The sequence below is a fragment of the Enterococcus gilvus ATCC BAA-350 genome, from assembly GCF_000407545.1.
Taxonomy (GTDB): domain Bacteria; phylum Bacillota; class Bacilli; order Lactobacillales; family Enterococcaceae; genus Enterococcus_A; species Enterococcus_A gilvus.
In genome coordinates this window covers 235,585-257,583 of the sequence record NZ_ASWH01000002.1, presented here as the reverse complement: position 1 = coordinate 257,583, position 21,999 = coordinate 235,585, and the positions used below count along the sequence as shown (strand labels likewise).

Sequence of the window (21,999 nt, the reverse complement as noted above, 5' to 3'; positions counted from 1 at the left end):
TCGACATGAACGTGCTGATTATCGAAGACGATCCGATGGTGGAATTCATCCATCGCAGCTATTTAGAAAAAATGGGGCTCTTTCAAGCCCTCTACTCCGCCGCAACAGTCGAAGATGCGGAAAATTTGTTAGCAGAAAAAACAATCGCGCTGATCTTACTAGATATTCATTTAAAGGATGGCAACGGGTTGGATATCTTGAGAAAACTGCGGATGAACCAAACGAACCATGAAGTCATTTTGATCACCGCAGCCAACGAAGCGCCCAGCGTCAAGGAAGGACTGCACCTTGGCGTTATCGACTATTTGATCAAACCCTTCACGTTTGAACGATTTAAAAAAAGTATCGCCTTGTTCCAAGAAAAAAAGCAGCGCCTCGAAGGCATCGAGGTCGATCAAGCGACCCTTGACTCACTCTTCAAACAAGCAGCACCCGCCCCTTCCGATGACTTGGAAAAAGGCTTGTCTGTAGATACGCTAACTCATATTTTGACGGTCATTCATGACATCCATCAGCCCTTTACGATCCAAGAGTTAGCGGATCAATGCGGCCTGTCCCACGTGTCAGTACGAAAATACATCAGTCATTTGGAACAAACGAAACAATTAAAAGCAGAGACTGTTTATACCAAGGTTGGCCGTCCCTATAAGGCTTTTCGACGTTTGTAAATGGAAACGACTACCCCCTTAATTGACTTAGCCAGCCACCTGCTTTAGCATGAGTTTCGTTTAATTTTCTCATAGCAGCCTTCTTTTTGGGAAAAAGCCGGTTCTCACAAAATACGTATGCGATAAGATTAAGAAACAGTCTACAGATGATTAACCAAAAACACCTTGCCGCTCCATACGTAAGCGGCAAGGTCTTTCAACTATTACTAAATCTTCCCCGGAATGAAAGAGTGAACTGTCATCGCCGAAGCTCTTCAATTTCTCCATGCTCTCTTTATAGGTTCGTAGCGAAGTAGAATGATCAAACCGCAATAGCACGCTTTCTTCACAAAGTATGTCCCCCATAAAAAGTCACTTCGCTTTCGTCAATTTATCCGAACTGATCGTCCTCAATCAAGCCATTTTCTAAGCAATAATGGTAGATGCCTTCTTCGGCCACATGTCCGATGACTTCATCCGCGATTTCTTTCAAATCCTCAGACGCATTGTCCATGGCCAAGCCCCAGCCAACGGCTTCAAGCATCTCAATGTCATTATTCCCATCGCCAAATGCAATCGCTTGATCGCTATCAAAGCCATAATAATCCAGCATTTCCTTGATCCCAGTACCCTTACCGCTGCTAGTTGGGATGATATCCACCGCACGATCCCACCAAGCCGTAATCTTCGAAGCCGTCGCATGCTTCATTACATCCGCATACTCTTCTTTGCGAGCCCCTAGCATTAATTGAAAAATTTCTTCCTTCTGTATCGTCGTATCAAAGTCCTCTGATACGATCACCGGTTGATGAGCGAATGCAAAATAATCAATTAAATCCACATCTTCGCCATTCGTAATGGTTTTATCACTCGTAGCGATCGCTACCGGACGATTCAGCGCCTTCGCATTTTCAACAACTTGCGCCACATCCTTTTGCGGAATCGGATTTTTATAAATACTCTCTTTTTTGTTAAAACAATAAGACCCGTTAAAGGTCAAAAAAGCATCAAAAGTCAGATTTTCAAACTGAGGCAGCGCGATTGGGCTCCTCCCCGTCGCAATGCAAAGAACAATATTCTGTTCTTTAAGCGCTCTCAAAGTTGCCAGCATCTTTTCTGAAATTTGTTTTTTCTCCATATCAATCAATGTACCATCCACATCAAAAAAAATAATCTTTACGTCCTTCATCTTATACCACCTTCTCTTACATCCTTTTTTCAAGCATAAACTTTTACTAAATTCTGTTTACTCTACGTTCGGTCTTCACTTCTAACCATTTTCCCATAGATAATCGGTCTTTTCTGCTAAAAAAGCACATTTATTACCAATCCTTAATTTCTGTGATTTCGATACAACTCAGGGAATTCTGAGTTCTAAAAAAGTGACGAAAAAAAGTGCGAATTCCCGTTCCAAATGTTTTTTTACCGGTTTTTACTCAATTTATATTTATCGCTTACCTTTTTCACTAAAAAACTTCCTTGATAGAAGCTGGCTCTCTTCAATCAAGGAAGTTTGTTTTCTATTTATTCATTTCTGTTTCGTGAAGCAAACTCATTAATTCAAACCCCTTATTCACCTTCGAATAGATCGAACACACGACAAACAATCGTTTGCCCGCAAACGCGGTCTTCTTAAATCGGCGTGAGGACGCGGGAATATGGTGATGCCCGTGGATCGCGCCGATGATGTTGTATTGGGCGAATAGCTTCTCTATCTCTGGTTCCCCGCAGGTATTTTCCTTATTGTAGGCGTCACTCGTTTCTGGCAGCAGACTCAATTCATTGAATAATGGTGCATGACTCACGATCACTGTGGGCGTCTCTTTGTCTGTGTCCAACAAGTTTTTTAGTGTACGCAGAATGAAGCGCTGCTGCTCCTTTTTTCGTTGGACTAGAGCGACGGGAAGGGTTAATCCAATATATCGAACCCCTTCATAAACAAGACTCTCGTTATTCAACACAGTCATTTTCGGAAAACGCGGAGCGATCTCTGACTTCACCGCTTCGTAGAAATCGTGATCCCCTGTCGGCAGCAAATACCATGCTTCATCCGGCTCCCGATGCAGCTCCTTGAACCACTCATAGTTGAAAAAAGGTTCCCACTTTTGCCATTTCGCATCGGTAAAATCGGTCGTCTCTGGCAATGCATCGGTCAGATCGTGATTTCCCAGAAGATAGATTCCTTTGATTTCTTCTTCCGTGAGATGAGAATCCGACATATCTCCCGCCATAATGTTGAAATGCCGATTGGTAAAAGGCAGCGGCCCCTCCTTCACGTGGGCATCAGAAACTACATTGATCAAATTTCGATTCTCCGTGGAATGAACATTGGTGAAATATTTTTCCGCCTCATCGGGTGGAACACTGTGCGCGATGTAATTTTCCCGCGTCCTTGCCAATTCCTCGCCATATTCTGAGCGTAACAGCGGCTGGGTATTGACCACTGAAGCAGAATCTGCCACCACCAGCGCGTTCTCCAATCCCTGCTTCACCTCCTGCGGCAACAAGGACAATGCCGAGTCAATATCTGAATGGATCGTCAATCCCTGATCGATCAACTGCTGGTTTTCTTCCCCCGTCTCTAAGAACTGTACTTCTTTGCCATCAATCATTAAAGGCAACGAATTGGCTGCTTGGACAACAAATTTCAAATATTCCGAGAGATACCCGGCGATCCCAGTTTTGGCATTTTCACTAAAGAGGAATTTCCCCGCCAGGTTTGCCGATAATGGTCCTGTCTCATCGTGCTGCATCAGTCGTCCCGCGACTTGGATCTCCAATAACGGATTTTGCAGGATCGCCTTGTAGGCTTGCTTTACCTCAAAGGAAGTCTCCGATACTCGGTTCCCCGTTACTTGAAAAATACTCAACGTCAAATACTTTTCGATCGTCGATTGGTGCAGCTCGATGTAGCGCCGAATTCCCTCTGGATGGAGCAAATACTGGATTGATGCCCGCTGAATATAATTTCGCGCAGTGTCATAGGGAATCGCTGAATAGACAAGATCGCCCCTTGACGAAATCGCCATGGACCGTTTTCTTGTATCATAGGTCAATTGAAAATACTCATTTCTAAAGACGGTTTTATTTACTGGACGGCGGCGATTTTCGGGATAGCCGGCGATCCGCTCAGCCAGCATCGGTGATGGTGTCCCGTTTAAAGGTAAGGGAATGGTCTGCTTTTTGATGACTAATTCTTTCTTTTCGTCCTTTGGTTTCACAAAAACACCTCGATTCAAGGAGGGACTCTCCTGTATACTATGTTCATTATAACGATTTCGCCGATCATTGGCGGAATAAGTCGTGAATCCAGTGAAATTTTTAGGAATTTCTCGTCTGCCGAATCAAGCTTGAGAAAATAACAAGTAAAACGGGTTATACATTATTTCTTTTTCCTAAACATATTTGAAGAGAATGATTTCCCTTTCAATGGTAGCATGGCTTCAGAGAGGGAATGATTATAGATGGAATTAGTTATTGGCAACACGATCACGACAATCGATTGCTACGGTGAGGAAGTCACAGGAATCATCGAAAAAATCTATGCGAACACGATCATCGTCGGCACCACGACAGAAAAATCTGTCTGCCCCATCGCATAAATAGTAGAAGAACGAACGGCAACGCATCGAGAGAGTGCGCTGCCGTTTTTGTTTGACCCTAGTTTTTTCCAAACTGTAAAAAATCAGAATGCCTTTGCTGTTCGTTTATCTCGTATACTATATGTAGAAAAGAACTATAAAAGAATTAGGTGATTATTTTGGAAAAATATGTCTATGCTGCTTTGCTTTCTTCTTGTATTTTTCTGGAACGTACGTCAGTCATAAGCCTTTCCGTTTTTTTACTTGTATTTGGAATCATCGCTGGAATCGCTGCGGGCCGTGTTTTTCTTTTTCACAAGTACGAAGTCTTCTACCTATTTCGTAAAGATGGACTCCTTAGTGAAAATGGGAAAATCGTGATTCTCTGCTCCAGTGTACTCATTTATCTTCTCGTGCTGTCCTTTATAGCCATCGGTTCTTGGATGTTCTTCCAATGAGCCTTCTTCAACAAAAAAAAGACCCTCAGAGGTCTTTTTTAGTTGGCGTTGGCTTCCACCACATACACCTGATCATCTTTGAGATACAATTCATTGACTAAAAGACGCTTCATCTCTTCTTTTTTCAACGTCGTCTTCCCTCTGAAAACATCGCTGCCATACACTTCCCATTGGGCTGCTTCTTTTATTTTGACATGCTGAAGAATGTTCGGCGCAGGGACCGCTTTGAATGAGACCACCAGCTCATGTAGGACGACATCAGCGGCAGCTTTCTTCGATCGCATGCCGAAATTCGCAAGAAAGGACCACCATTGCGGCGCTCGATTCGCCATATTCTCCACCCCAAATCATTATTTTTCTTTTTGCATGCGCTTCATTTGCTTAATTATACCAAAATATGCGCAAAATTAATAAACTCCTCCTGTTTATTTTCAGAAATGTACGTATCAAACAGAAAAATGATTCGAGGTTTTTTGAATCGATAAGCTGCCTTTTCCTTGTTCCCTTAGAATTTCAACAAATATGAGGGATGATCTAGTCCAGTGGGTTCATAATACTGGTTGCCTTGAAATTGGAAGCCGAGTTTGCTCAGCACCTTGGCGGACCCTTGATTTTCTGGATGGTGGCCGGCGAATAGTGCGGTCAAGTCGGTGCTTGACCTTGCATAATCAATGACCGCTGCTGCCGCTTCCTTCGCAAGGCCTTTTCCCCATGCATCAGGGACTAAGTGAAAGCCGAGTTCCGCGACATGATTCTCTAAATCGTAGGCATGGAGCCCGCAGCAGCCGACGAATTTTTCGCCATCCTTTAGAAAAATCGGCCAATATTGAAACCCGGCAGTCGCCTGACTATTGATCTCCAGCTGCAAGCGCTGAGCGACTTGCTCTTTCGACAGGTTCCCCTTCTGCGCTATAAATTTCGTCACATTGGGATTCCCCCAAAGTTTTTCCGCCCATTGACTATCCTCTTCTGACCAAAAGGAAAAATAAAGCCGCTCTGTTTCTAATTGTTTTCTTCTCATATCTATCACTCATTTCTATCGCTATTTCTTTTTACTATAAACACTGTTGTTTCTATTAAACGACAAAAAAATATCCAAGTAAACACCGTCTGCACGAGTTTTCTTGGATATCCTTAGTTCTTTTAGTTTAGTATACGCGGACACCAAAGTCTGGTGAATAGTATTGAGTCGAACCGTATTTCACGTTTTCACCTGGTTGCGGTGCGTGAATGTATTGGTCGCCTCCGGCTGAGATCGCTACATGGTAGCTTGATCCTTTGTCGCCCCAGAATAATAGATCCCCTTGTTGCGCTTGGTCAACTGAAATTTGTGTACCTGATGATTCTTGGGCCACAGTCCAAACACCAATGTCTTTTCCAGTTACTTGTTTGTATACATATTGAGTAAGACCTGAGCAGTCAAAGCCGCTGGTGTCTTTTCCACCCCATACGTAAGGTGTGCCGATATATTTCTCCGCTTCGTTCACAACTTGCTGACCACGTGTAGCATCAGTTGATTGTTGTTGTTGTGCGGCTTGATCTTGCTGTTGTTGCGCTGCTTGTTGCTGTGCTGCCTGTTCTTGTTGTTGCTGTGCCGCTTGTTGCTGAGCCGCTTGTCCTTGTTGTTGTTGCGCCGCTTGCTGTTGTGCTGCCTGCTCTTGTTGTTGTTGAGCGGCTTGTTGCGCAGCTTGTTCTTGCTGTTGTTTTTGTGCGGCCGCTTGTTGTTGTGCAGCTTGATCATTCTGAACCGCTTGTTTTTCAGGTGCTGGCGCTGGCTGATCTTGCTTCACTGCCGGTGCTTGCTCTGCTGGAGCAGGTGCATCTGAAGTTGGTTGCGGTTGAGCGATATCTGATGTTGATGCCAATGTTGAAACATCTGTTGAAGCAGTAGTGTTGACTACTGGTTGTTCCGCTGCTGGTGCTTGCGGTGTTGCATTTTCAACCGGTGCAGTTTCCACAGGTGCTGCTTGCGGTGCAGGTGCAGCGTCTTGTGTGACTGCGCCATTTCCAACGATCACAGATTGTCCAGCATAAATCGTGCTGTCATCGATCTTGTTCCAATCCGTAAACTCTTTTACACCGATTCCGAATTGATCCGTGATAGAATTAACTGTATCGCCAGATTGAACCGTATATTCTTTTGGTTGTTCTGGTGCCGCTGTTGCCGCTTGTTCTGCTGGTGCAGGTTGTGCAACTGGCGGTGTCACAGGTTGTGTAGCATCATAGCTAGTCAAGTCGTGTTCTTGGATCGTTGAAACCAATTTTTGAACATAGCCTTGATCTTCGTTTAAGCGTCCGGCTAACGCTGCTGCTGCAGCCTGGTAATCTTTCGCATTGCTGCGCCAAGTTCCGCTGAAGTAGTTTTCGTTGCCGTCGCGAGAAGTTGTTTTGATGATCTCGATGTAATCTTGGATCGCTTCTTTATATGAACCGTATTTTTTTAATTCTTTCTTTTCGGTTTGACCGTTTCCAGAATCCTTTTTGTCTAGCATTGCTGACTGGCCTTGATACTGACCTTCTAAACCAAATAGATTGTAATAAGGTGCCTGTGCGTATTCGCTGTTTCCCCAGTCACTTTCTACAATGGCTTGCGCGATCATGATCGAAGCATAAAGGTCATGCTTTTCTGCTAACGGTTTGATTTGACTAGAAATTTCATTTATAAACGCTTTTTGATCAACATTTGACGTAGTGGCAGTCGTTTTTCCTTCAACAGCTTCAACTTTATGCGTATTTAGTAATGGTGCCGCTACCGAAACCGTCACTAATGCTGTACCTACGACAGCAGACCCCTTTTTAAGATAGCGATAGTTAGTGGTCTTCTGTCGTTTTTGCTGACGTCGTTCACGTCTCGTTAAAACTTTATTTGACATTTAACATCTCTCCGTTTCTCTCTCTCATTGCTTTCTTAACGTAATTAATTATAACACAATAGAAATGGGCGGTCATTGTTAACGATTCCTATTTTTTGATATTTTAGATTATTTTTTACGGATTTAGACCAAAATGCCCTATTTTTCAATTATTTTCCGAATAGTTAAAAAAAAGATTCCACAACCACCTTTTTAAAAGTCGTTTAGAAATCTTTTTTGTCCATTCGAACAAACGAGGTGATCAATTGCTAAAAGAAAAAATCAGAAGCCTACCGAAAACACCTGGAATTTACAAGATGAAAAACACGCAGGGGAAAATTATCTACGTCGGAAAGGCAAAAAATTTAAAACAACGTGTGAGTTCTTACTTTATTAAAAACAGCCAGCATTCTAGAAAAGTGCAAGAAATGGTTCGCTGGATCGACGATGTGGAGGTCGAATTGACCGATACAGAATTCGACGCTCTCTTATTAGAATGCCATTTGATTCATCAGATACGTCCTCGATACAATCGTGTGATGAATCATTACGAAAGCTATGGCTATTTTCAATTTACTGACCAAGCACCCTACTTGAAGGTGTTGAATGAATGGTCCGATAAAGGTTTAGTGATCGGTCCATTTTTCAAAGAAAGCAAAATTCAAGAATTAAAGCAGATCATCAACAGTGTTTACCGCCTCGATGGTCCCTTGAAGTACGTGGCAGGGATCGTCAAGGATTATCGTGAGATCAGTCCTGAAGCAGAATTTGACTTGCGCATCCAAGAAATCAAGGAAACCCTTTTAGGGCAATCCACAGCGTTATTGACACGAATCGATGAGCGGGTCCAGGCAGCGAGTGCGCGGCACGATTACGAATCCTCGTATCAATGGTGGAACAATTACTTGACCGTCCAGCGCTTCTTACGCCGCAACAAACAATTGATCCAGATCATGCAAAACAAGACCTTCGTAGGGATCTTGCCTGAGGGTGGGTACTACTATTGTTACTTGTACGCAAAAGGCGAGCTGCTGACTCGTGTCGTTTATCGGCGAGAGCCTACCTTCGAGCAAGCCAAAAAGCGTATGGAAAAAGCCGTTTCTGCGAATACTTGGCAGCGGCTTGAAGCCAAGGATCGACTAGATAAATCAGATGTCGATCTCTTCCCTCTCTTCTTCAATTACTTGAATAAACACGGGCAGGTACAGGCTTTTGAGGGGGATTAGAAGGGGTTCCCATTTGTATTCGATTTCATTCCTTGTTACAATCAGCGTAGGCGTTTATGAAACGGGGGAGAACCATGCAAATTGAGAAGATCACCAAACCTGCGCAAATAATCGTTTCGATGTCCACTCACCTCTCACGTGAGCACATTCCAAATTTCATCGGAACCTCTTTTGTCGAACTATTAGAATATATTCAAAAAAACGACGCTGAGCTTGTAGGAACGCCGTTTGTTTCCTATTTGAACTTAGACGATAAAGGGCAGCCGCGAGATGAACTCTTGAGTATCGAGATCGACTTTCCCATTAACAAAGAAATCCCTTCAACAGAAAAATTTCAAAGTTACGAGCTGCCAAGCTATCAAGCCGTACGCACCTTGTACGTAGGCGATTATGAAGATTTGGCGGACTCTTATGAAGGCCTGATCGATGCGATCAAGCAAGAGAACGGCATCTTTACCTTCCGAAGCTACGAATACTTTTTGACAGACGCTTCGGTGCCGCTAGAGGATCAGGAAACAATGATCGAGATGACCTACCGCCCAAAACGAAAAGATCTGATAGCAAATTAGCCGACAAATTCATTCATTAGAATAAAATGAGAGCACTTCCTGCTATTCGGCGAAGGGCTTTTTTTGTGGCTTCTAAGCCTTAAAAGGAGGCTCTCTTAAAACGTAAAAACGTTCTTTTATCTCTTAAAAGACCCTTTGCTCGTAAAATAAAAAAACACTTTGAATGAACACATCAAAGAGTTTTTTAAAAGTTATTTATAAGTTGTCGGCGGTTGATTCTTAGAAAAGGAGAAGCACCGAATATTAATTTTCTCTTAATTTATCATTTATAAGCAAAAATTAAGCGATTCGACCGCTATTTACCGAAAACAAAAATAGCATTTTCTGTCATACAAATGAAATATATCGTTTCAAAAATAACTATAAACATCACATGATTTTTCTGGATTACACTTTCAAAATATTCCTTCGTTCTTTTTGAAGGATATAAAAAAGTTTATTATCTTTCGTAAAACATCTCTTTTTATTTACATGATCAAAAATGGGCGGACATTTCTTCATTATTACTCATTTTACTTTTTAGAAGGTTTGTCCCCACACATCGAAATGCACGCCTGCCTCCGAATACGTCATACGCGTCAAGCTTGAATTATCAACGATGCCGCTTTCCCGAATTTTAGCAAGTGGCGCACCCTTTAACGTATTTAGCAGTGCCATCAATAAGATTCCATGACTGACGACCAATAATTTTTCCTCTGGATAGGCCTTCGCCGTTTCGTGAATGACGGCCGTACTGCGAGCGATCAACTGCTCATAGGTTTCCCCATGGAATTTTTGTGCATCAAACAAATCTGGACGTGTCCGATAATTTTTCAAATCCTCTGGATAGGTCGCTGTGATTCGATCGATCTTCTCACCATCCCAATCTCCTAACCGCATTTCCCGCAGACCTTCTACGACTGTCAGCTCTACCGGGGAATCATTCTCTGCTAAAATAATCTTCGCCGTCGTTTGTGCCCGCATTTGCGGAGAAGACAGCGCACGGTCAAAGCGCACGTTTTTTAAATGCTGCGCCATTCGTTTCGTCGCTTCTACACCAGAAGCAATCAGCGGGGAGTCGACTGTCCCACCATTGAAACGCCCTTCCGCATTGATCTCTGTTTTCCCATGTCGGACAAAATAAAATTCTGTCACACCTCTTCACTCCTATTCAATCGTCCTTCTTCAAATGTTCCCATCTAGTATACACTACTATTCAGTGAAAGAGACCAAAAAGAGGAACGATCCCAAAAAATAACTATTTTATTAAATAGTAAGTTCTTTACAGCGTGACATTGTAATCGGATTCATTTATAATGAAAACAACTACCAAAACTTATATTGAACGGTTTTCCCTTTATATAAGGAGATTGAAAACTTAAATTATAGAAGGAATTAACTCGTAATTAAGTAAAAAATTAGTTCAACCAACAAATCTATTTGAATGGAGGGCATCACATGGAAAAAGATCGCAAACAAACCAGTACTGATCTAGCACTAGCTACTTCAGGAATTTTTAGTTTGATACTTTTCAGCATCCTGATGCTTGCTCGTGTGGTCGAGCATGGCGAGTACATGGATCTGATCAGTCTCTTTACGGGTGCTGCCGCTGCATTTTGTTACGGGAAATTTCTTTGGATCAAACAAAAGTCTTGGTTAACACTATCTGTCGTCCTCTTTCTCTTATGTATTTTCTTTTTTATCCGGTACTTATTTTGATTCTTCTCTGCTGGTTTCGTGCCAGCAGTTTTTTTCTGCCTGAAAGTTTGCTACTATTATATAGAAGGAATTTTTGATACCTGTTTAAGGAGGATACGATGCTTGATTTAGCTGTGTTGGTGGATTGTCTTACTACGAGTCCGAAGAACCCAACCTTTCACTCGGATACATTAATACTCGCGGGGAACAGCCTGCCTGATTTGATCGTTTCTACAGCCCACTTTTGCGAAGAAGAAACGGAGATTCAGCGTGTCCTTTTCGTCGGTGGTGTCGGTCACGGCACGGGGCCGCTGATCGCGAATTGTAAAAAGCAATACCCTGCCCTTGTTCGTGAGGAATGGGACACACTCTCAGAGGCGGAGATCACGCAGGAAATTTTTTCCTTTTACTGCAAACGTCCCCTCACGATGCTGTTGGAAAGACAATCAACAAACACTGGTGAAAATGCCCGTTTTTCTCACGAGATCTTCCCAGAGGACCCGCCGAAAAATTTTTGGCTCGTTCAAGACCCGTTACTCTAAAAGCGGACCTTCGTGACCTTTGCAAAAGAATGGCGACTGCCCTTGTCTGCGATTCAGTCTCTCGTTTTTGAGCAGCCTGTACTGATCGCGATGGATACAGCGCCTCACTTTTTAAATTCGGCGATGGACACTTGGTGGGACAAGGAATACTTTTTATCCCTTGTCCTAGGAGAGATTCGGCGGCTGAACGACGATGAACGGGGCTACGGACCAAAAGGAACAGGTTTTATTCCCCACGTGGATATCCCAAGAGACGTCTTGGCAAGTTATCGGCGGACCGAGAAGTATCTGGCGAATAACACACGACAATAAAAATCGGCAACAGACAGTCATTTCTCCTGTCTGTTGCCGATTTTTTTATCTCTGTGTCCTGATCGTACTTTAAAAATGGTCGTTGCTGTCCTGATTCCGTTCATTACACCCATTTTCTCAACCATATGTAAAAAAAGAAGCTCTCAAAAAGGAGAACTTCTAGCTGCTACTCGATCACGGTTCCAACAAAGCCTGCGACCTTATCGAACAAGTCTCCGAAGAAACCTGACACGCTTTGCCATAACCCGCCGAAATTCGGATTCGCGACAAAATTTTGCGCTTGCGCAATCATTTGATCTTTATACACATAAATAATAAATAGCAAAAACAGAACGCCGGCGATACGCCATAAAACTGATCCAACCTTGACCACAAAGAAAACCAGCAACGCGATAAACGCAATAGCTATCAATTGATCCATTTATAATTCCTCCTTTACTACAACTATCTATCGTTTTAGTCCATTCATTTATAGGATGGGTAACTTATGGATATAGTATGCCTCATTTTTATATTATTTTCATGGGTCGAAAGTCTGATATCTTCTATTATAAGAATTCCTTAAACACCTCATTCTAAGAGTTCTGTAAGCGATCCCCTCCTTACAGCCATATACTTCTCAGCAGTTTATGAAAGAAAACACCTTTTATTTCTTTGTGTTTTAACAGAAATTTTCTCATGAACTCTAAGCGTATTTACGCTGTATTAAAAATTATTCTCGTTACTATGGAGTCAAACTATAGCGTAGAAGGAGTCGTATTTGTGACCACACTTACTGAACAAGCCTTAGAAGAACTAAGCCCCTTTGAATTAAGTCTCTTTTTGGAACAAAAGATTCATGAAAATAAACATGTTACTAATCTTCTGAATGCCGGACGCGGGAATCCCAACTGGACAGCCCCTACTCCTCGAGAAGCGTTCTTTTTACTTGGACAATTTGCGACACAAGAAACGTTGTACGGCACGGGTGAATTAACTGCTGGAATGATCCAAACAGATGCGGGCCGCAGCCAGCGTTTCGCTGATTTTCTGGAAGCTCATCCTGGAAAAGGCGCCGACTTCTTGAAAAAAATTTGGTTCTCTGACAACAACTACCTTGGCATGCCAAAGGAAGAATGGTTGACGGAGATGCTGGATCATATCATCGGCGATAATTATCCGAATCCTGTACGGTGTTTGACCGCCTGCGAAGGACCTATCAAAGCCTATTTGAATCAGGAATTGTTTTCTGACAGCGCGATCCCCTTCGATATTTTTGCAGTCGAAGGCGGAACCGCAGGCATCTGCTACATCTTTGACACCCTATTCAATAATTTCCTGTTGAATCATGGAGACAAAATCGCGTTGATGCTGCCGACTTTCGCGCCTTACTTGGAAATTCCAGAATTGCCGAAATATGCCTTTGAGATCGTTAAGGTCCAAGCGAAACAAACAATGGTCGACGGCAAAATGACCTATCAATACCCGGACGAAGAAATCAACAAGCTGCGGGATTCAGACATCAAAGCCGTCTTTGTCGTGAACCCAAGCAACCCGACCGCAAATGCGTTGGCGCAACCAACGATTGATCTATTGAAGGACATCGTTGCAACAGACAATCCAGAATTGATGATCTTGACGGATGATGTGTATGGGACATTCGTTCCTGTCTTCACGTCGCTCTTTTCTGAGATTCCTTACAACACCGCCTGCATCTATTCGTATTCAAAATATTTTGGTGCGACCGGCTGGCGTGTCGGAACCATCGCTGTCGCCAAACACAATTTGTTTGATGAATTGATCGCGAACTTGCCGCAAGAACAGATCGACCGATTGAATGCACGTTATGCTTCCCTTACCGCTGATCCAACGACGATCACTTTTATTGATCGGATCGTTGCCGATAGTCGGGACGTCGCATTGAACCACGCTTCGGGACTATCCGCACCACAGCAAGTCATGATGGTGATGTTCAGTCTATACAGCTTGCTTGATGAAGGAAAAGCCTACAAAGCGGAAGTTATGGATATTTGCCGCCAACGAGAAAAACTACTCTTCAGCACTCTTGGCTTACAAGAACCTCTTGAAGATCTAGACACGGCCTATTACTGTGAGATCAACTACGAAGACTGGACCCGTAAACGTTACGGCAATGACTTCGCGGATTACTTGAAAAACAAATGGACCGTAACCAAAGTTTTGACTTCTTTAGCCGAAAAAGAACAATTGATGCTGCTGAAAGCCAACGCCTTCGGAAGCAGCGAATGGGCGGTACGGGTGTCCTTAGCGAACCTTGCCACCAATCAATACCCCGAAGTCGGCAAACGGATCATTCGATTGACAGATACGATCCGCGACCAATGGATGAAAACAAAATAGCCTTCACAAACCTTGAGCCCTGTGCTCGAGGTTTTTTTTGAAGGAGATGTTTTTCTATTTTTTCTGACTAGTGGTACACTCTACTAAGTACAGTCGCCAATTGGCTGAGTCAAAACAAATCCAATTGGCTGTTTTCAGTGAATCCGTAAAAAGATATGCTATAAAAAAACAAATGGAGCGTTTCTCTATGAAAAAAGTTGCAACAATTGCAGGGTCCGACGCCACAGGCGGAGGCGGACTCGAAGCAGATTTAAAAACCTTTGAAGAATTCGGCACCTTTGGATTAGCAGCGATCACTTCGATCGTCACCCTTGATCCAGCAAACGGGGCCCATCATTTGCATGCCCTCCCGCTCGAACTGATTCAGGAGCAGATCGCCTCGGTCTTCGCAGGTCCGATCGATGCGATCAAAACGGGACTATTGCCTTCTAAAGAAATCATCGCCCTCGTCAGTGAGAAGATCCCGAAAGATCGGCCGCTTCTCGTTGATCCGGTCATCGGCGGCAAAGGGACGCAGGATTTTATAAAAAACGATCAAGTCCAAGCTTTAAAGGAAACATTACTGCCGCATGCCCTCATTACTACTCCGAACTTGAGAGAAGCAGACATCTTATCCGAAATGGGAGAACTAACCTCTGAAGCTCAGATGGTGCAGGCTGCCAAAAAAATTGCCCTCCTTGGTGTGCCTAACGTGGTGATCAAAGGCGGGGCTCGATTAGATACAAAAGAAACTGTCGATCTTCATTTTGATGGAAAAACGATCCACCGCTATCCTCATCCCGTCATCGATACACCTTACAATCATGGCGCCGGATGTACCTTCGCGGCAGCGATCACAGCTGCGATGGCGAAAAACTATCCCATTGAACAAGCCATCAAGCTGGCGATTGATTTCGTTCAGGCGGCGATTGCTATGGGAGAAAAAATCAATCCGTATGTCGGTCATGTGTGGCATGGCGCGTACACACACGGAGAAAAACGATTGGAGCTTACTGATGAAGACTGACAAACGTATTCAAAACCTCGTATTGATCGCATTATTTGCGGCATTGACCTTTATAGGGACCATGATCAAGATTCCTTTGCCCACAGGCGCCTTTATCCATTTCGGAAATGCGGTCGTACTATTGGGGGTACTCTTGATTGGGTACTGGCAAGGCTCGCTGGCAGGCGGGATCGGCTTTTTTATTTTTGATATTTTAAACGGCTTTGCCACCGAAGCGCCCTACTTTCTGATCGAGAGCTTTGTCGTAGGTGCTGCCGCTTATGTCGTGTTTCTTCTATTTAAAAAGAAACCGACCCATGTTTATCAAATCATCCTTATCGGTATCTCAGCAGGGATCGCAAAATTTATCATGTCTGTGATCAAAGCGACCGTCATGGGGCTGATCGCTGGTGCGCAGTTAAAGCCCGCTTTCTTCGCGGCGATCGCCACGATGCCTGCGACTGTGATCAATATCTTTTCTACTATTCTGATCGTCAGCCTTGTGTTCTTTGCTCTACGCCGGGCGATGCAGATGATTTTTCACAATCAGCCGATTTAATGCTATACTAAATGTCCTTGGCAGGGGCGAAAGCTTATAAAAGAGCGGCTAACACTTTGATTGTTAGCCGCTCTTTTACTCTTTCATCGATGGAACTTCATAGTATTCCTCACTCATGATGTCGCGATACACTCCTGGGATGGATTTCCAAGAAATAAACGAGATTCTCTTCACATAGATCCCCTTATGCTGGACCAACGCATAATTTTTTCCCTCCGGCGCTTGCCCTCCTTGAAAATCCAGAAGCATTCCTTCACCAAAAGGGTCATCTGCAACCCAAATGTTCTTGTAAGGATCGGGAAATTGTTGCGCTTTTCCATCTTCTCGATATTTTTTTCCGCCATTATAAGTTACGGAAGTTGGAAGTGTCGCATATCCGATGTTCATCTTCATAAACGGATTAAACCGATCCACCCACTGATTTTGATTTTGATACTGTGTCAAAAAGATCATTCCTCCGAATAAGACAAGAATCATCCCAATGAGAATGGTCCTATATACTTTTTTTAGCCGAACATCCTTATCAATCTTTTTTACGACTTTCACATCTCCCCTCAATAAACTATCCAATGACACGTTGAAGAGTTCACTCAGCTCTACCAGTAAGGTCAGTTCGGGATACGTTCGCCCCGTTTCCAACTTGAGATCGTCTTGTCAGAAACATTGAGCCGCTCAGCCAGCTCCTTTTGTGTCCATCCACCGTGTTTGCGATGCTCTTTGATTTGTTCTCCAATGTCCAATTGCCAAACCCCTTTCTCCTTTTATCATAAAAGAATCAACGATAGAAGCTACCTATTCGTTGTAGAATCCTGCGTTCTCACACTCTATGATTTGTAGAATCACGTTTTTGCATCGAATCTAACTGTTTTTTTGAATCGCAAAAAAACTTGCCACGTCAGTATCTGTTCTTTTTCCACGACGACTTTCCATGCTGCTGGAAATGCCCAATGTCGTTCTGACTGCCCTAAATAGGACCCGCTTGCTCGACCAAGGATCACCGCGAAGCTGCCATTTTCTACATAGTCTTCTACCTCAATCAAGTAATCAGGAAACCAAGCAAAATATCCTGCCCACCCAGACACCATGTCTTCCTTAGCTTCACGATTCCCATACGTGTCAATAAATTGAAAATCCTCCGCCATCAGAGCAATAATGTCCGGCACCTGTTGGTGATTGATCGCCTCCACAAACTGTTCTATAATTTTCTTTTTCATCGTTTCCTCCAAAAAAAGTTCTTTCTTTTATTATACCAAGTATTCCACACACCAAATTTTAAATAATTAAAATTTTTTATGAATACAAAATCGTTTTATTATTATCTTCTAATGTGTTATACTTTTATTTGTAACTTTGTTATTAAAAGAAAGGAGGAAAAAACATGACTTTTTTTGACCAAGAAAAACCGTACCGTGTGACATTTGATTTAAAAGAGAACATCTTTATCGTTTACTCTACCCTCACTGGACAACAAGGAACTGGAATCACCATTGAACAAGCGATCTACGACTTAAAAAAATCTGCTTAAGGAGCGCATCTCTCAATGAATGAAGCCTATAGTTAAACGCCTCTGCTTGTAAATCGAAAGCAGAGGCGTTTTTGTGTCGTCATCTTACATAATTGTTCGTTTACCATAAGGGGAATCCATGTCTCTTTGCCCCTCTTCCAAGCTATACTAAGGCAACGAAAAAATTACGGAGGTTGAAAATTATGAAAAAATTGTTATTTCCATTCTTCGCTGTGAGTTATTTGTTGGCCCATGTGACCTTGCATCTGTCCCTTTATCCAATTGGCTGGATTTCTAGTTTGTTTCAGTAAGAGGGAGGTTGAATGATAAATCTATTGATGGAATGCTTTAACAGTATGATCAGTTGGGCAGTGGGAACTTTTGGACAAATGATCGATGTTCTTTCGGACATCATTGTTTACCTCTTCTCCGCACAGCTTTAAAAAGTGGTAGAGTCCTGAAAAAGGGCTCTTTTTTTCTTGACTATCTGCTCCTTTTATTAGATGATGGGAATTTGAGTAAGAAAGTAGGAGAAACATGAGTATCTTAGATTTAACAGGGATCGCCCAACAATTTGGCGACAAGATCCTGTATGAGGATTTAGAATTACATTTGAATAAAGGGGAACATCTTGGTCTGATCGGACAAAACGGTGCGGGAAAAAGTACCTTGATCAAAATAATTACCGGAGAACAGTTACCGGATGAAGGCACCATTGCTTGGCAAAAAAATATCCATGTCGGTTATTTGGATCAGTATGTGGAAGTCGATCCGACGCTGTCGATCAAGGATTTTCTTAAAACGGCGTATGCGGCAGACTTTGCCAAAGAAGCCAGAATCGGTGAGCTGTACATGGAGTACGGCGAGTCCATGGAGGACAAGCTGCTGGAAAAAGCCGGCAAGCTTCAAACCGAATTGGACCAAGGCGATTTCTATCAGATCGACACCTTGATCGCTGAAATGAGCAGCGGCTTGGGCTTGGATGTTTTAGGCATGGACACGCCGCTGGAAGATTTGAGTGGTGGGCAACGGTCGAAGCTGATCTTGGCAAAATTATTGCTGGAAAAACCAGACGTTCTTATTTTGGATGAGCCGACAAACCATTTAGATGATGAACACGTGGCGTGGTTGAGTCAGTTTTTACAGGAATTTGAAGGCACGTTTGTGGTTATTTCCCATGACCGGGACTTTTTAAATCAAATCACGACCCACATCGCGGATATCGAATTCGGCAAGCTGACCAAGTACACAGGGAACTTGACGAAGGCATTAAAGCAAAAGGAACAATTCCAAGAAACTTATATGAAGCAATATGCGTCACAAAAGAAACAAATCGAGAAAACCGAAGCCTACATCCGCAAATACAAGGCGGGTTCCCGTTCAACGATGGCGAAAAGTCGGCAAAAGCAATTAGACAAGGTCGAACGGTTAACGCCGCCTTCTTCAAATGCCATTGCGCACTTCGAGTTTCCTTATGCGCCGATCGTAACGACATTGGCACTTGAAACGACCGATTTAGAGATCGGTTATCAACGACCGTTGCTGCCACCGATCAACGTCACCCTGCGTTATGGCGAAAAAGTCGCGATTCGCGGCTTTAACGGCATCGGGAAATCGACGCTATTAAAAACTCTGATTGGCGCGATCCCGAAACTCGACGGGGAATTCCATTTTCCAGCGAATACAAAGGTCAATTATTTTGAACAGGATCTTCAATGGGAAAACCCATACCAAACACCGCTGCAATACCTAAGCGATCATTTCCCGAAAGAAACGGTCAAAGAATTGCGGAAGCATTTAGCAAAAGCAGGTCTGCCAAACCAATTGGCACAGGAACCTCTCAGCACACTTAGTGGTGGTGAGCAAACAAAAGTCAAGTTGTGTCAAATGACCATGCAAAAAGGCAACCTCTTGATTCTCGATGAACCGACAAACCATATTGACCAAGCGACAAAGGACAGCTTGCGTGAAAGCTTGGCGAATTTCGCTGGTACAGTCATCGTGGTTTCCCACGAAGAAGGCTTCTATCAAGACTGGACCGATCGCGTGATCGAGATCAGTCAATAACTAAAAAGAAAGCCAAACGGCGAATTTCTTTCCTAATGAAAAGAAATTCGCCGTTTTACTTTGCGTTTGTAAAGTATTTTCTGTTTTTACTTTCTACGCGCATTTTAGAGCCACTGAAGTGTTTCCTTTTCTTCGTCACTTAAGCCGAAGCTTTCAGGGTAATTCTCCACTCGTTCACGTAATTTTGGAACCTCTGCCCCGCTTTTCACTAAAATATCAATGCCGGCGGGAGTAACCAAAGACTTCTCAAAACGAATCACTAAAACGTCCCCCTTCATCGTCACGACCTGCCATTGACTCGTCAACACCTTCAAGAGGCCTAATCCGCGCCAGACAAATCGCCCATCTTTCAAGCGGTCGATCCCTTTGATCTGCTTCGTTTTGTCCTTTGCCTCATATTCCACCAAATCAAGTAATTCTATTGTGTTTTTTTCTATCCGCTTATAGGTAATCCGCGGACGTTTTCGCTTTTCAGACAGCCACATGGGAAATGTCGTTCCTTTGATCTCCCAAGTCCCATCGAGCTGTGTATGCCACGCTGTCATCATTCCACCTCTTTTTCTTCCTTTTAGTGTAAAATAAAAGGAATTCATGACAAAGAAATATGCTCTCGAAAAATTTTAGGTGTACCGAATTTTTTTCTTTTCATTTCCTGATTTTGGGTGTATGATTGCAACGTAGAAAAGTTTATAGAAAGGTGGGAGCTTCTTGAGTAAGAATAAACGTCCCATTTTAGAACATACAAACGGACTTTCCCTAGAGGAAGTCAACGGTACGATCAAAGTACCAAAAGGAAAAAGCTTTTGGCGAACCCTCCTCGCCTATTCTGGACCGGGAGCACTCGTCGCTGTCGGCTATATGGACCCAGGAAACTGGTCGACCTCTATCACCGGGGGACAAAATTTCCAATACCTATTGATGTCTGTCATCTTGCTATCCAGCTTAGTTGCCATGCTGCTGCAATACATGGCCGCAAAATTAGGGATCGTCACTCAAATGGATTTGGCACAAGCCATCCGCGCGAGGACAAGCAAAGCCTTGGGGATCGTCCTTTGGATCTTGACGGAATTAGCCATCATGGCAACAGATATCGCGGAAGTCATCGGGGCAGCCATCGCGTTGTATTTGCTGTTTGATATTCCACTGGTCATCGCGGTCTTCATTACCGTATTCGATGTCTTTTTATTGCTGCTGCTGACAAAAGTCGGTTTCCGAAAAATCGAAGCCATCGTCGTCTGCTTGATCTTCGTGATTCTCTTCGTCTTTATTTATCAAGTAGCACTCTCCGATCCAAACTGGGGAGAAGTTTTTAAAGGATTCATTCCGACTAGCGGTACCTTCGCCAATGAACCGGCGATCGGCGGACAAACCCCGTTGACTGGTGCTCTCGGAATCATCGGCGCGACAGTGATGCCTCACAATCTATACCTGCACTCGGCCGTTTCGCAAACGCGCCAGGTCAACCATGACGATGAAGAAGAAGTGGCGAGTGCCGTGCGCTTCACTACTTGGGATTCAAACATTCAACTGTCGATGGCCTTTTTAGTCAATGCGCTGCTCTTGATCATGGGTGTGGCTGTCTTTAAAACAGGAACGGTGAAAGACCCTTCTTTCTTCGGATTGTATGAAGCCTTGTCAAATCCAGCGACGATGAGTAACGGGATCTTGATGAGCGTCGCGAAAACAGGCGCATTGTCCACGTTGTTCGCTGTCGCACTTCTGGCTTCAGGTCAAAATTCGACGATTACAGGAACATTGACCGGACAAGTTATTATGGAAGGCTTCGTTCACATGCGGATGCCGATTTGGCTGCGCCGTTTAGTAACGCGGCTGATCTCGGTGATCCCTGTATTGATTTGTGTGATGCTCACGCGAGGTGACACGATCGTGCAAGAACACGAAGCGCTGAATGACCTCATGAACAATTCACAAGTTTTCTTGGCCTTTGCCCTGCCCTTCTCCATGCTGCCGCTGTTAATGATGACCAATAGCACGGCGGAAATGGGCGAACGCTTCAAAAACAAACGAATCATTCAATTGCTTGGCTGGGTTTCCGTAATCGGATTGACCTATTTGAATTTGATTGGTCTGCCAAGCCAAGTCGAAGGCTTCTTTGGCGACAGCCCATCAACCGTGGAGATCGCCACAGCGGATACGATTGCGTATGTTTTGATCGCCGCTGTTCTGGCCTTGCTTCTCTGGACGATCGTGGAACTCCACAAAGGCAACAAACGCGTCGCTCTTGCAGCAAAGGAATTAGAGGAAGAGTTTGACGATTAAATACCTGCAAAAAAAGTTCTTGGGACGCCGCGAAGGGTTCCAAGAACTTTTTTGACTTCAAAGTGTACAAACGTAGTAGAAATCACTGCTCGATTCATTGCAAATGAGTTTTTAATTATAGTAAAATGAGGAAGAACAAATAAACTTGAAGGAGCGTATCATGTACGAATACAAATCAGAAGTTTTATACACTAAAACCAAATGGACGACAGACAAAGCTGAAGACAGCGACCTTTTCGAATTGGATAACTTGATCAATCAACGAGCACAAGAAGGCTGGGAGCTTGTCACCTACTCCTACATGTCTACCTCGTTACAGCTCAAAGGCGCTACGTTGATCACCTTCAAAAAGGCACGATAATCCGCTTTTATAGTCAAAGCT

At 43.5% G+C, this 21,999-nt stretch carries 26 protein-coding genes; 15 read left to right on the top strand and 11 right to left on the bottom strand.

The features are described from left to right. The first annotated feature begins 5 nt into the window (after positions 1–5). Positions 6–668, top strand: a complete 663-nt coding sequence (locus I592_RS16235) for a response regulator (protein WP_010778593.1) — start codon at positions 6–8, stop codon at positions 666–668. A gap of 370 nt (positions 669–1,038) precedes the next feature. On the opposite strand, the gene I592_RS16230 is transcribed toward I592_RS16235, so the two are convergent. Continuing rightward, positions 1,039–1,836, bottom strand: coding sequence for an HAD family hydrolase (locus tag I592_RS16230; RefSeq protein ID WP_010778594.1), 798 nt, complete (start codon positions 1,834–1,836; stop codon positions 1,039–1,041). 331 nt (positions 1,837–2,167) lie between these two features. Further along, complete coding sequence (locus I592_RS16225; RefSeq protein WP_010778595.1) at positions 2,168–3,886, bottom strand: metallophosphoesterase family protein; 1,719 nt, start codon at positions 3,884–3,886, stop codon at positions 2,168–2,170. Positions 3,887–4,111: 225 nt separating this feature from the next. On the opposite strand from I592_RS16225, the gene I592_RS21720 reads away from it, so the two are divergent. Both I592_RS21720 and I592_RS21070 read left to right on the top strand, forming a co-directional pair. After that, positions 4,112–4,249, top strand: a complete 138-nt coding sequence (locus I592_RS21720; protein WP_010778596.1) for a hypothetical protein — start codon at positions 4,112–4,114, stop codon at positions 4,247–4,249. Between the two features lie 149 nt (positions 4,250–4,398). After that, the gene (locus I592_RS21070; RefSeq protein ID WP_071875839.1) at positions 4,399–4,686 is read left to right on the top strand and encodes a porin; all 288 of its coding nucleotides are present in this window, start codon (positions 4,399–4,401) and stop codon (positions 4,684–4,686) included. 38 nt (positions 4,687–4,724) lie between these two features. On the opposite strand, the gene I592_RS16220 is transcribed toward I592_RS21070, so the two are convergent. The 3 genes from I592_RS16220 to I592_RS22190 form a co-directional block, all read right to left on the bottom strand. After that, positions 4,725–5,018, bottom strand: a complete 294-nt coding sequence (locus tag I592_RS16220; RefSeq protein ID WP_010778597.1) for a hypothetical protein — start codon at positions 5,016–5,018, stop codon at positions 4,725–4,727. A 173-nt stretch (positions 5,019–5,191) separates the two neighbouring features. After that, a complete protein-coding gene (locus tag I592_RS16215) occupies positions 5,192–5,707 on the bottom strand; it encodes a GNAT family N-acetyltransferase (protein ID WP_010778598.1) in 516 nt (171 codons plus the stop codon). A gap of 127 nt (positions 5,708–5,834) precedes the next feature. Then, complete coding sequence (locus tag I592_RS22190; RefSeq protein ID WP_010778599.1) at positions 5,835–7,559, bottom strand: C40 family peptidase; 1,725 nt, start codon at positions 7,557–7,559, stop codon at positions 5,835–5,837. Between the two features lie 296 nt (positions 7,560–7,855). Here I592_RS22190 and I592_RS16205 point away from each other — a divergent pair, with 296 nt between their 5' ends. Both I592_RS16205 and I592_RS16200 read left to right on the top strand, forming a co-directional pair. Further along, positions 7,856–8,764, top strand: a complete 909-nt coding sequence (locus I592_RS16205) for a GIY-YIG nuclease family protein (RefSeq protein ID WP_244265199.1) — start codon at positions 7,856–7,858, stop codon at positions 8,762–8,764. 74 nt (positions 8,765–8,838) lie between these two features. After that, positions 8,839–9,333, top strand: coding sequence for a GyrI-like domain-containing protein (locus tag I592_RS16200; RefSeq protein ID WP_010778601.1), 495 nt, complete (start codon positions 8,839–8,841; stop codon positions 9,331–9,333). A gap of 519 nt (positions 9,334–9,852) precedes the next feature. On the opposite strand, the gene I592_RS16195 is transcribed toward I592_RS16200, so the two are convergent. Then, complete coding sequence (locus I592_RS16195) at positions 9,853–10,467, bottom strand: histidine phosphatase family protein (RefSeq protein WP_010778602.1); 615 nt, start codon at positions 10,465–10,467, stop codon at positions 9,853–9,855. A 303-nt stretch (positions 10,468–10,770) separates the two neighbouring features. On the opposite strand from I592_RS16195, the gene I592_RS16190 reads away from it, so the two are divergent. The 3 genes from I592_RS16190 to I592_RS22040 all read left to right on the top strand — a co-directional run bounded on the left by I592_RS16190 (position 10,771) and on the right by I592_RS22040 (position 11,864). Further along, positions 10,771–11,031 carry a DUF6442 family protein gene (locus I592_RS16190; RefSeq protein ID WP_010778603.1) on the top strand — a complete coding sequence of 87 codons (261 nt, stop codon included), beginning with the start codon at positions 10,771–10,773 and terminating at the stop codon, positions 11,029–11,031. 98 nt (positions 11,032–11,129) lie between these two features. Then, a complete protein-coding gene (locus tag I592_RS22045) occupies positions 11,130–11,552 on the top strand; it encodes a YdcF family protein (RefSeq protein WP_010778604.1) in 423 nt (140 codons plus the stop codon). 12 nt (positions 11,553–11,564) lie between these two features. Then, positions 11,565–11,864, top strand: coding sequence for a hypothetical protein (locus I592_RS22040; protein WP_010778605.1), 300 nt, complete (start codon positions 11,565–11,567; stop codon positions 11,862–11,864). A gap of 166 nt (positions 11,865–12,030) precedes the next feature. On the opposite strand, the gene I592_RS16180 is transcribed toward I592_RS22040, so the two are convergent. Beyond that, on the bottom strand, positions 12,031–12,285 hold the full coding sequence (locus I592_RS16180) for a hypothetical protein (protein WP_010778606.1): 255 nt from the start codon (positions 12,283–12,285) through the stop codon (positions 12,031–12,033). A gap of 341 nt (positions 12,286–12,626) precedes the next feature. On the opposite strand from I592_RS16180, the gene aspD reads away from it, so the two are divergent. From aspD to I592_RS16165, 3 genes are all read left to right on the top strand, one after another. Further along, the gene (aspD, locus tag I592_RS16175; protein ID WP_010778607.1) at positions 12,627–14,222 is read left to right on the top strand and encodes an aspartate 4-decarboxylase; all 1,596 of its coding nucleotides are present in this window, start codon (positions 12,627–12,629) and stop codon (positions 14,220–14,222) included. A 187-nt stretch (positions 14,223–14,409) separates the two neighbouring features. Beyond that, positions 14,410–15,228 carry a bifunctional hydroxymethylpyrimidine kinase/phosphomethylpyrimidine kinase gene (gene thiD / locus I592_RS16170; protein ID WP_010778608.1) on the top strand — a complete coding sequence of 273 codons (819 nt, stop codon included), beginning with the start codon at positions 14,410–14,412 and terminating at the stop codon, positions 15,226–15,228. Beyond that, positions 15,218–15,766, top strand: a complete 549-nt coding sequence (locus tag I592_RS16165) for an ECF transporter S component (RefSeq protein ID WP_010778609.1) — start codon at positions 15,218–15,220, stop codon at positions 15,764–15,766. Before thiD ends, I592_RS16165 begins: the two co-directional genes overlap by 11 nt. Before the next feature lie 75 nt (positions 15,767–15,841). Here the strand turns inward: I592_RS16165 and I592_RS20810 are convergent, their stop codons facing one another. From I592_RS20810 to I592_RS16150, 3 genes are all read right to left on the bottom strand, one after another. Continuing rightward, a complete protein-coding gene (locus I592_RS20810; protein WP_010778610.1) occupies positions 15,842–16,312 on the bottom strand; it encodes a YxeA family protein in 471 nt (156 codons plus the stop codon). Positions 16,313–16,374: 62 nt separating this feature from the next. Further along, entirely contained in the window at positions 16,375–16,506 is a 132-nt protein-coding gene (locus I592_RS22035) for a helix-turn-helix transcriptional regulator (RefSeq protein ID WP_244265198.1), read from the bottom strand. Between the two features lie 99 nt (positions 16,507–16,605). Beyond that, a complete protein-coding gene (locus I592_RS16150) occupies positions 16,606–16,980 on the bottom strand; it encodes a nuclear transport factor 2 family protein (RefSeq protein WP_010778611.1) in 375 nt (124 codons plus the stop codon). Positions 16,981–17,144: 164 nt separating this feature from the next. Between I592_RS16150 and I592_RS21715 the strand changes: the two genes are divergently transcribed. Next, positions 17,145–17,291 carry a hypothetical protein gene (locus tag I592_RS21715; protein ID WP_010778612.1) on the top strand — a complete coding sequence of 49 codons (147 nt, stop codon included), beginning with the start codon at positions 17,145–17,147 and terminating at the stop codon, positions 17,289–17,291. A gap of 516 nt (positions 17,292–17,807) precedes the next feature. Beyond that, entirely contained in the window at positions 17,808–19,337 is a 1,530-nt protein-coding gene (locus I592_RS16145) for an ABC-F family ATP-binding cassette domain-containing protein (RefSeq protein ID WP_010778614.1), read from the top strand. A gap of 104 nt (positions 19,338–19,441) precedes the next feature. Here I592_RS16145 and I592_RS16140 read toward each other — a convergent pair whose 3' ends face one another. Beyond that, on the bottom strand, positions 19,442–19,882 hold the full coding sequence (locus tag I592_RS16140) for a hypothetical protein (RefSeq protein WP_010778615.1): 441 nt from the start codon (positions 19,880–19,882) through the stop codon (positions 19,442–19,444). Between the two features lie 163 nt (positions 19,883–20,045). Between I592_RS16140 and I592_RS16135 the strand changes: the two genes are divergently transcribed. Then, positions 20,046–21,617: an Nramp family divalent metal transporter gene (locus I592_RS16135; protein WP_010778616.1), complete on the top strand. Its 1,572-nt coding sequence runs from the start codon at positions 20,046–20,048 to the stop codon at positions 21,615–21,617. Between the two features lie 160 nt (positions 21,618–21,777). Then, complete coding sequence (locus I592_RS16130) at positions 21,778–21,978, top strand: DUF4177 domain-containing protein (RefSeq protein ID WP_010778617.1); 201 nt, start codon at positions 21,778–21,780, stop codon at positions 21,976–21,978. Positions 21,979–21,999: the final 21 nt, after the last annotated feature.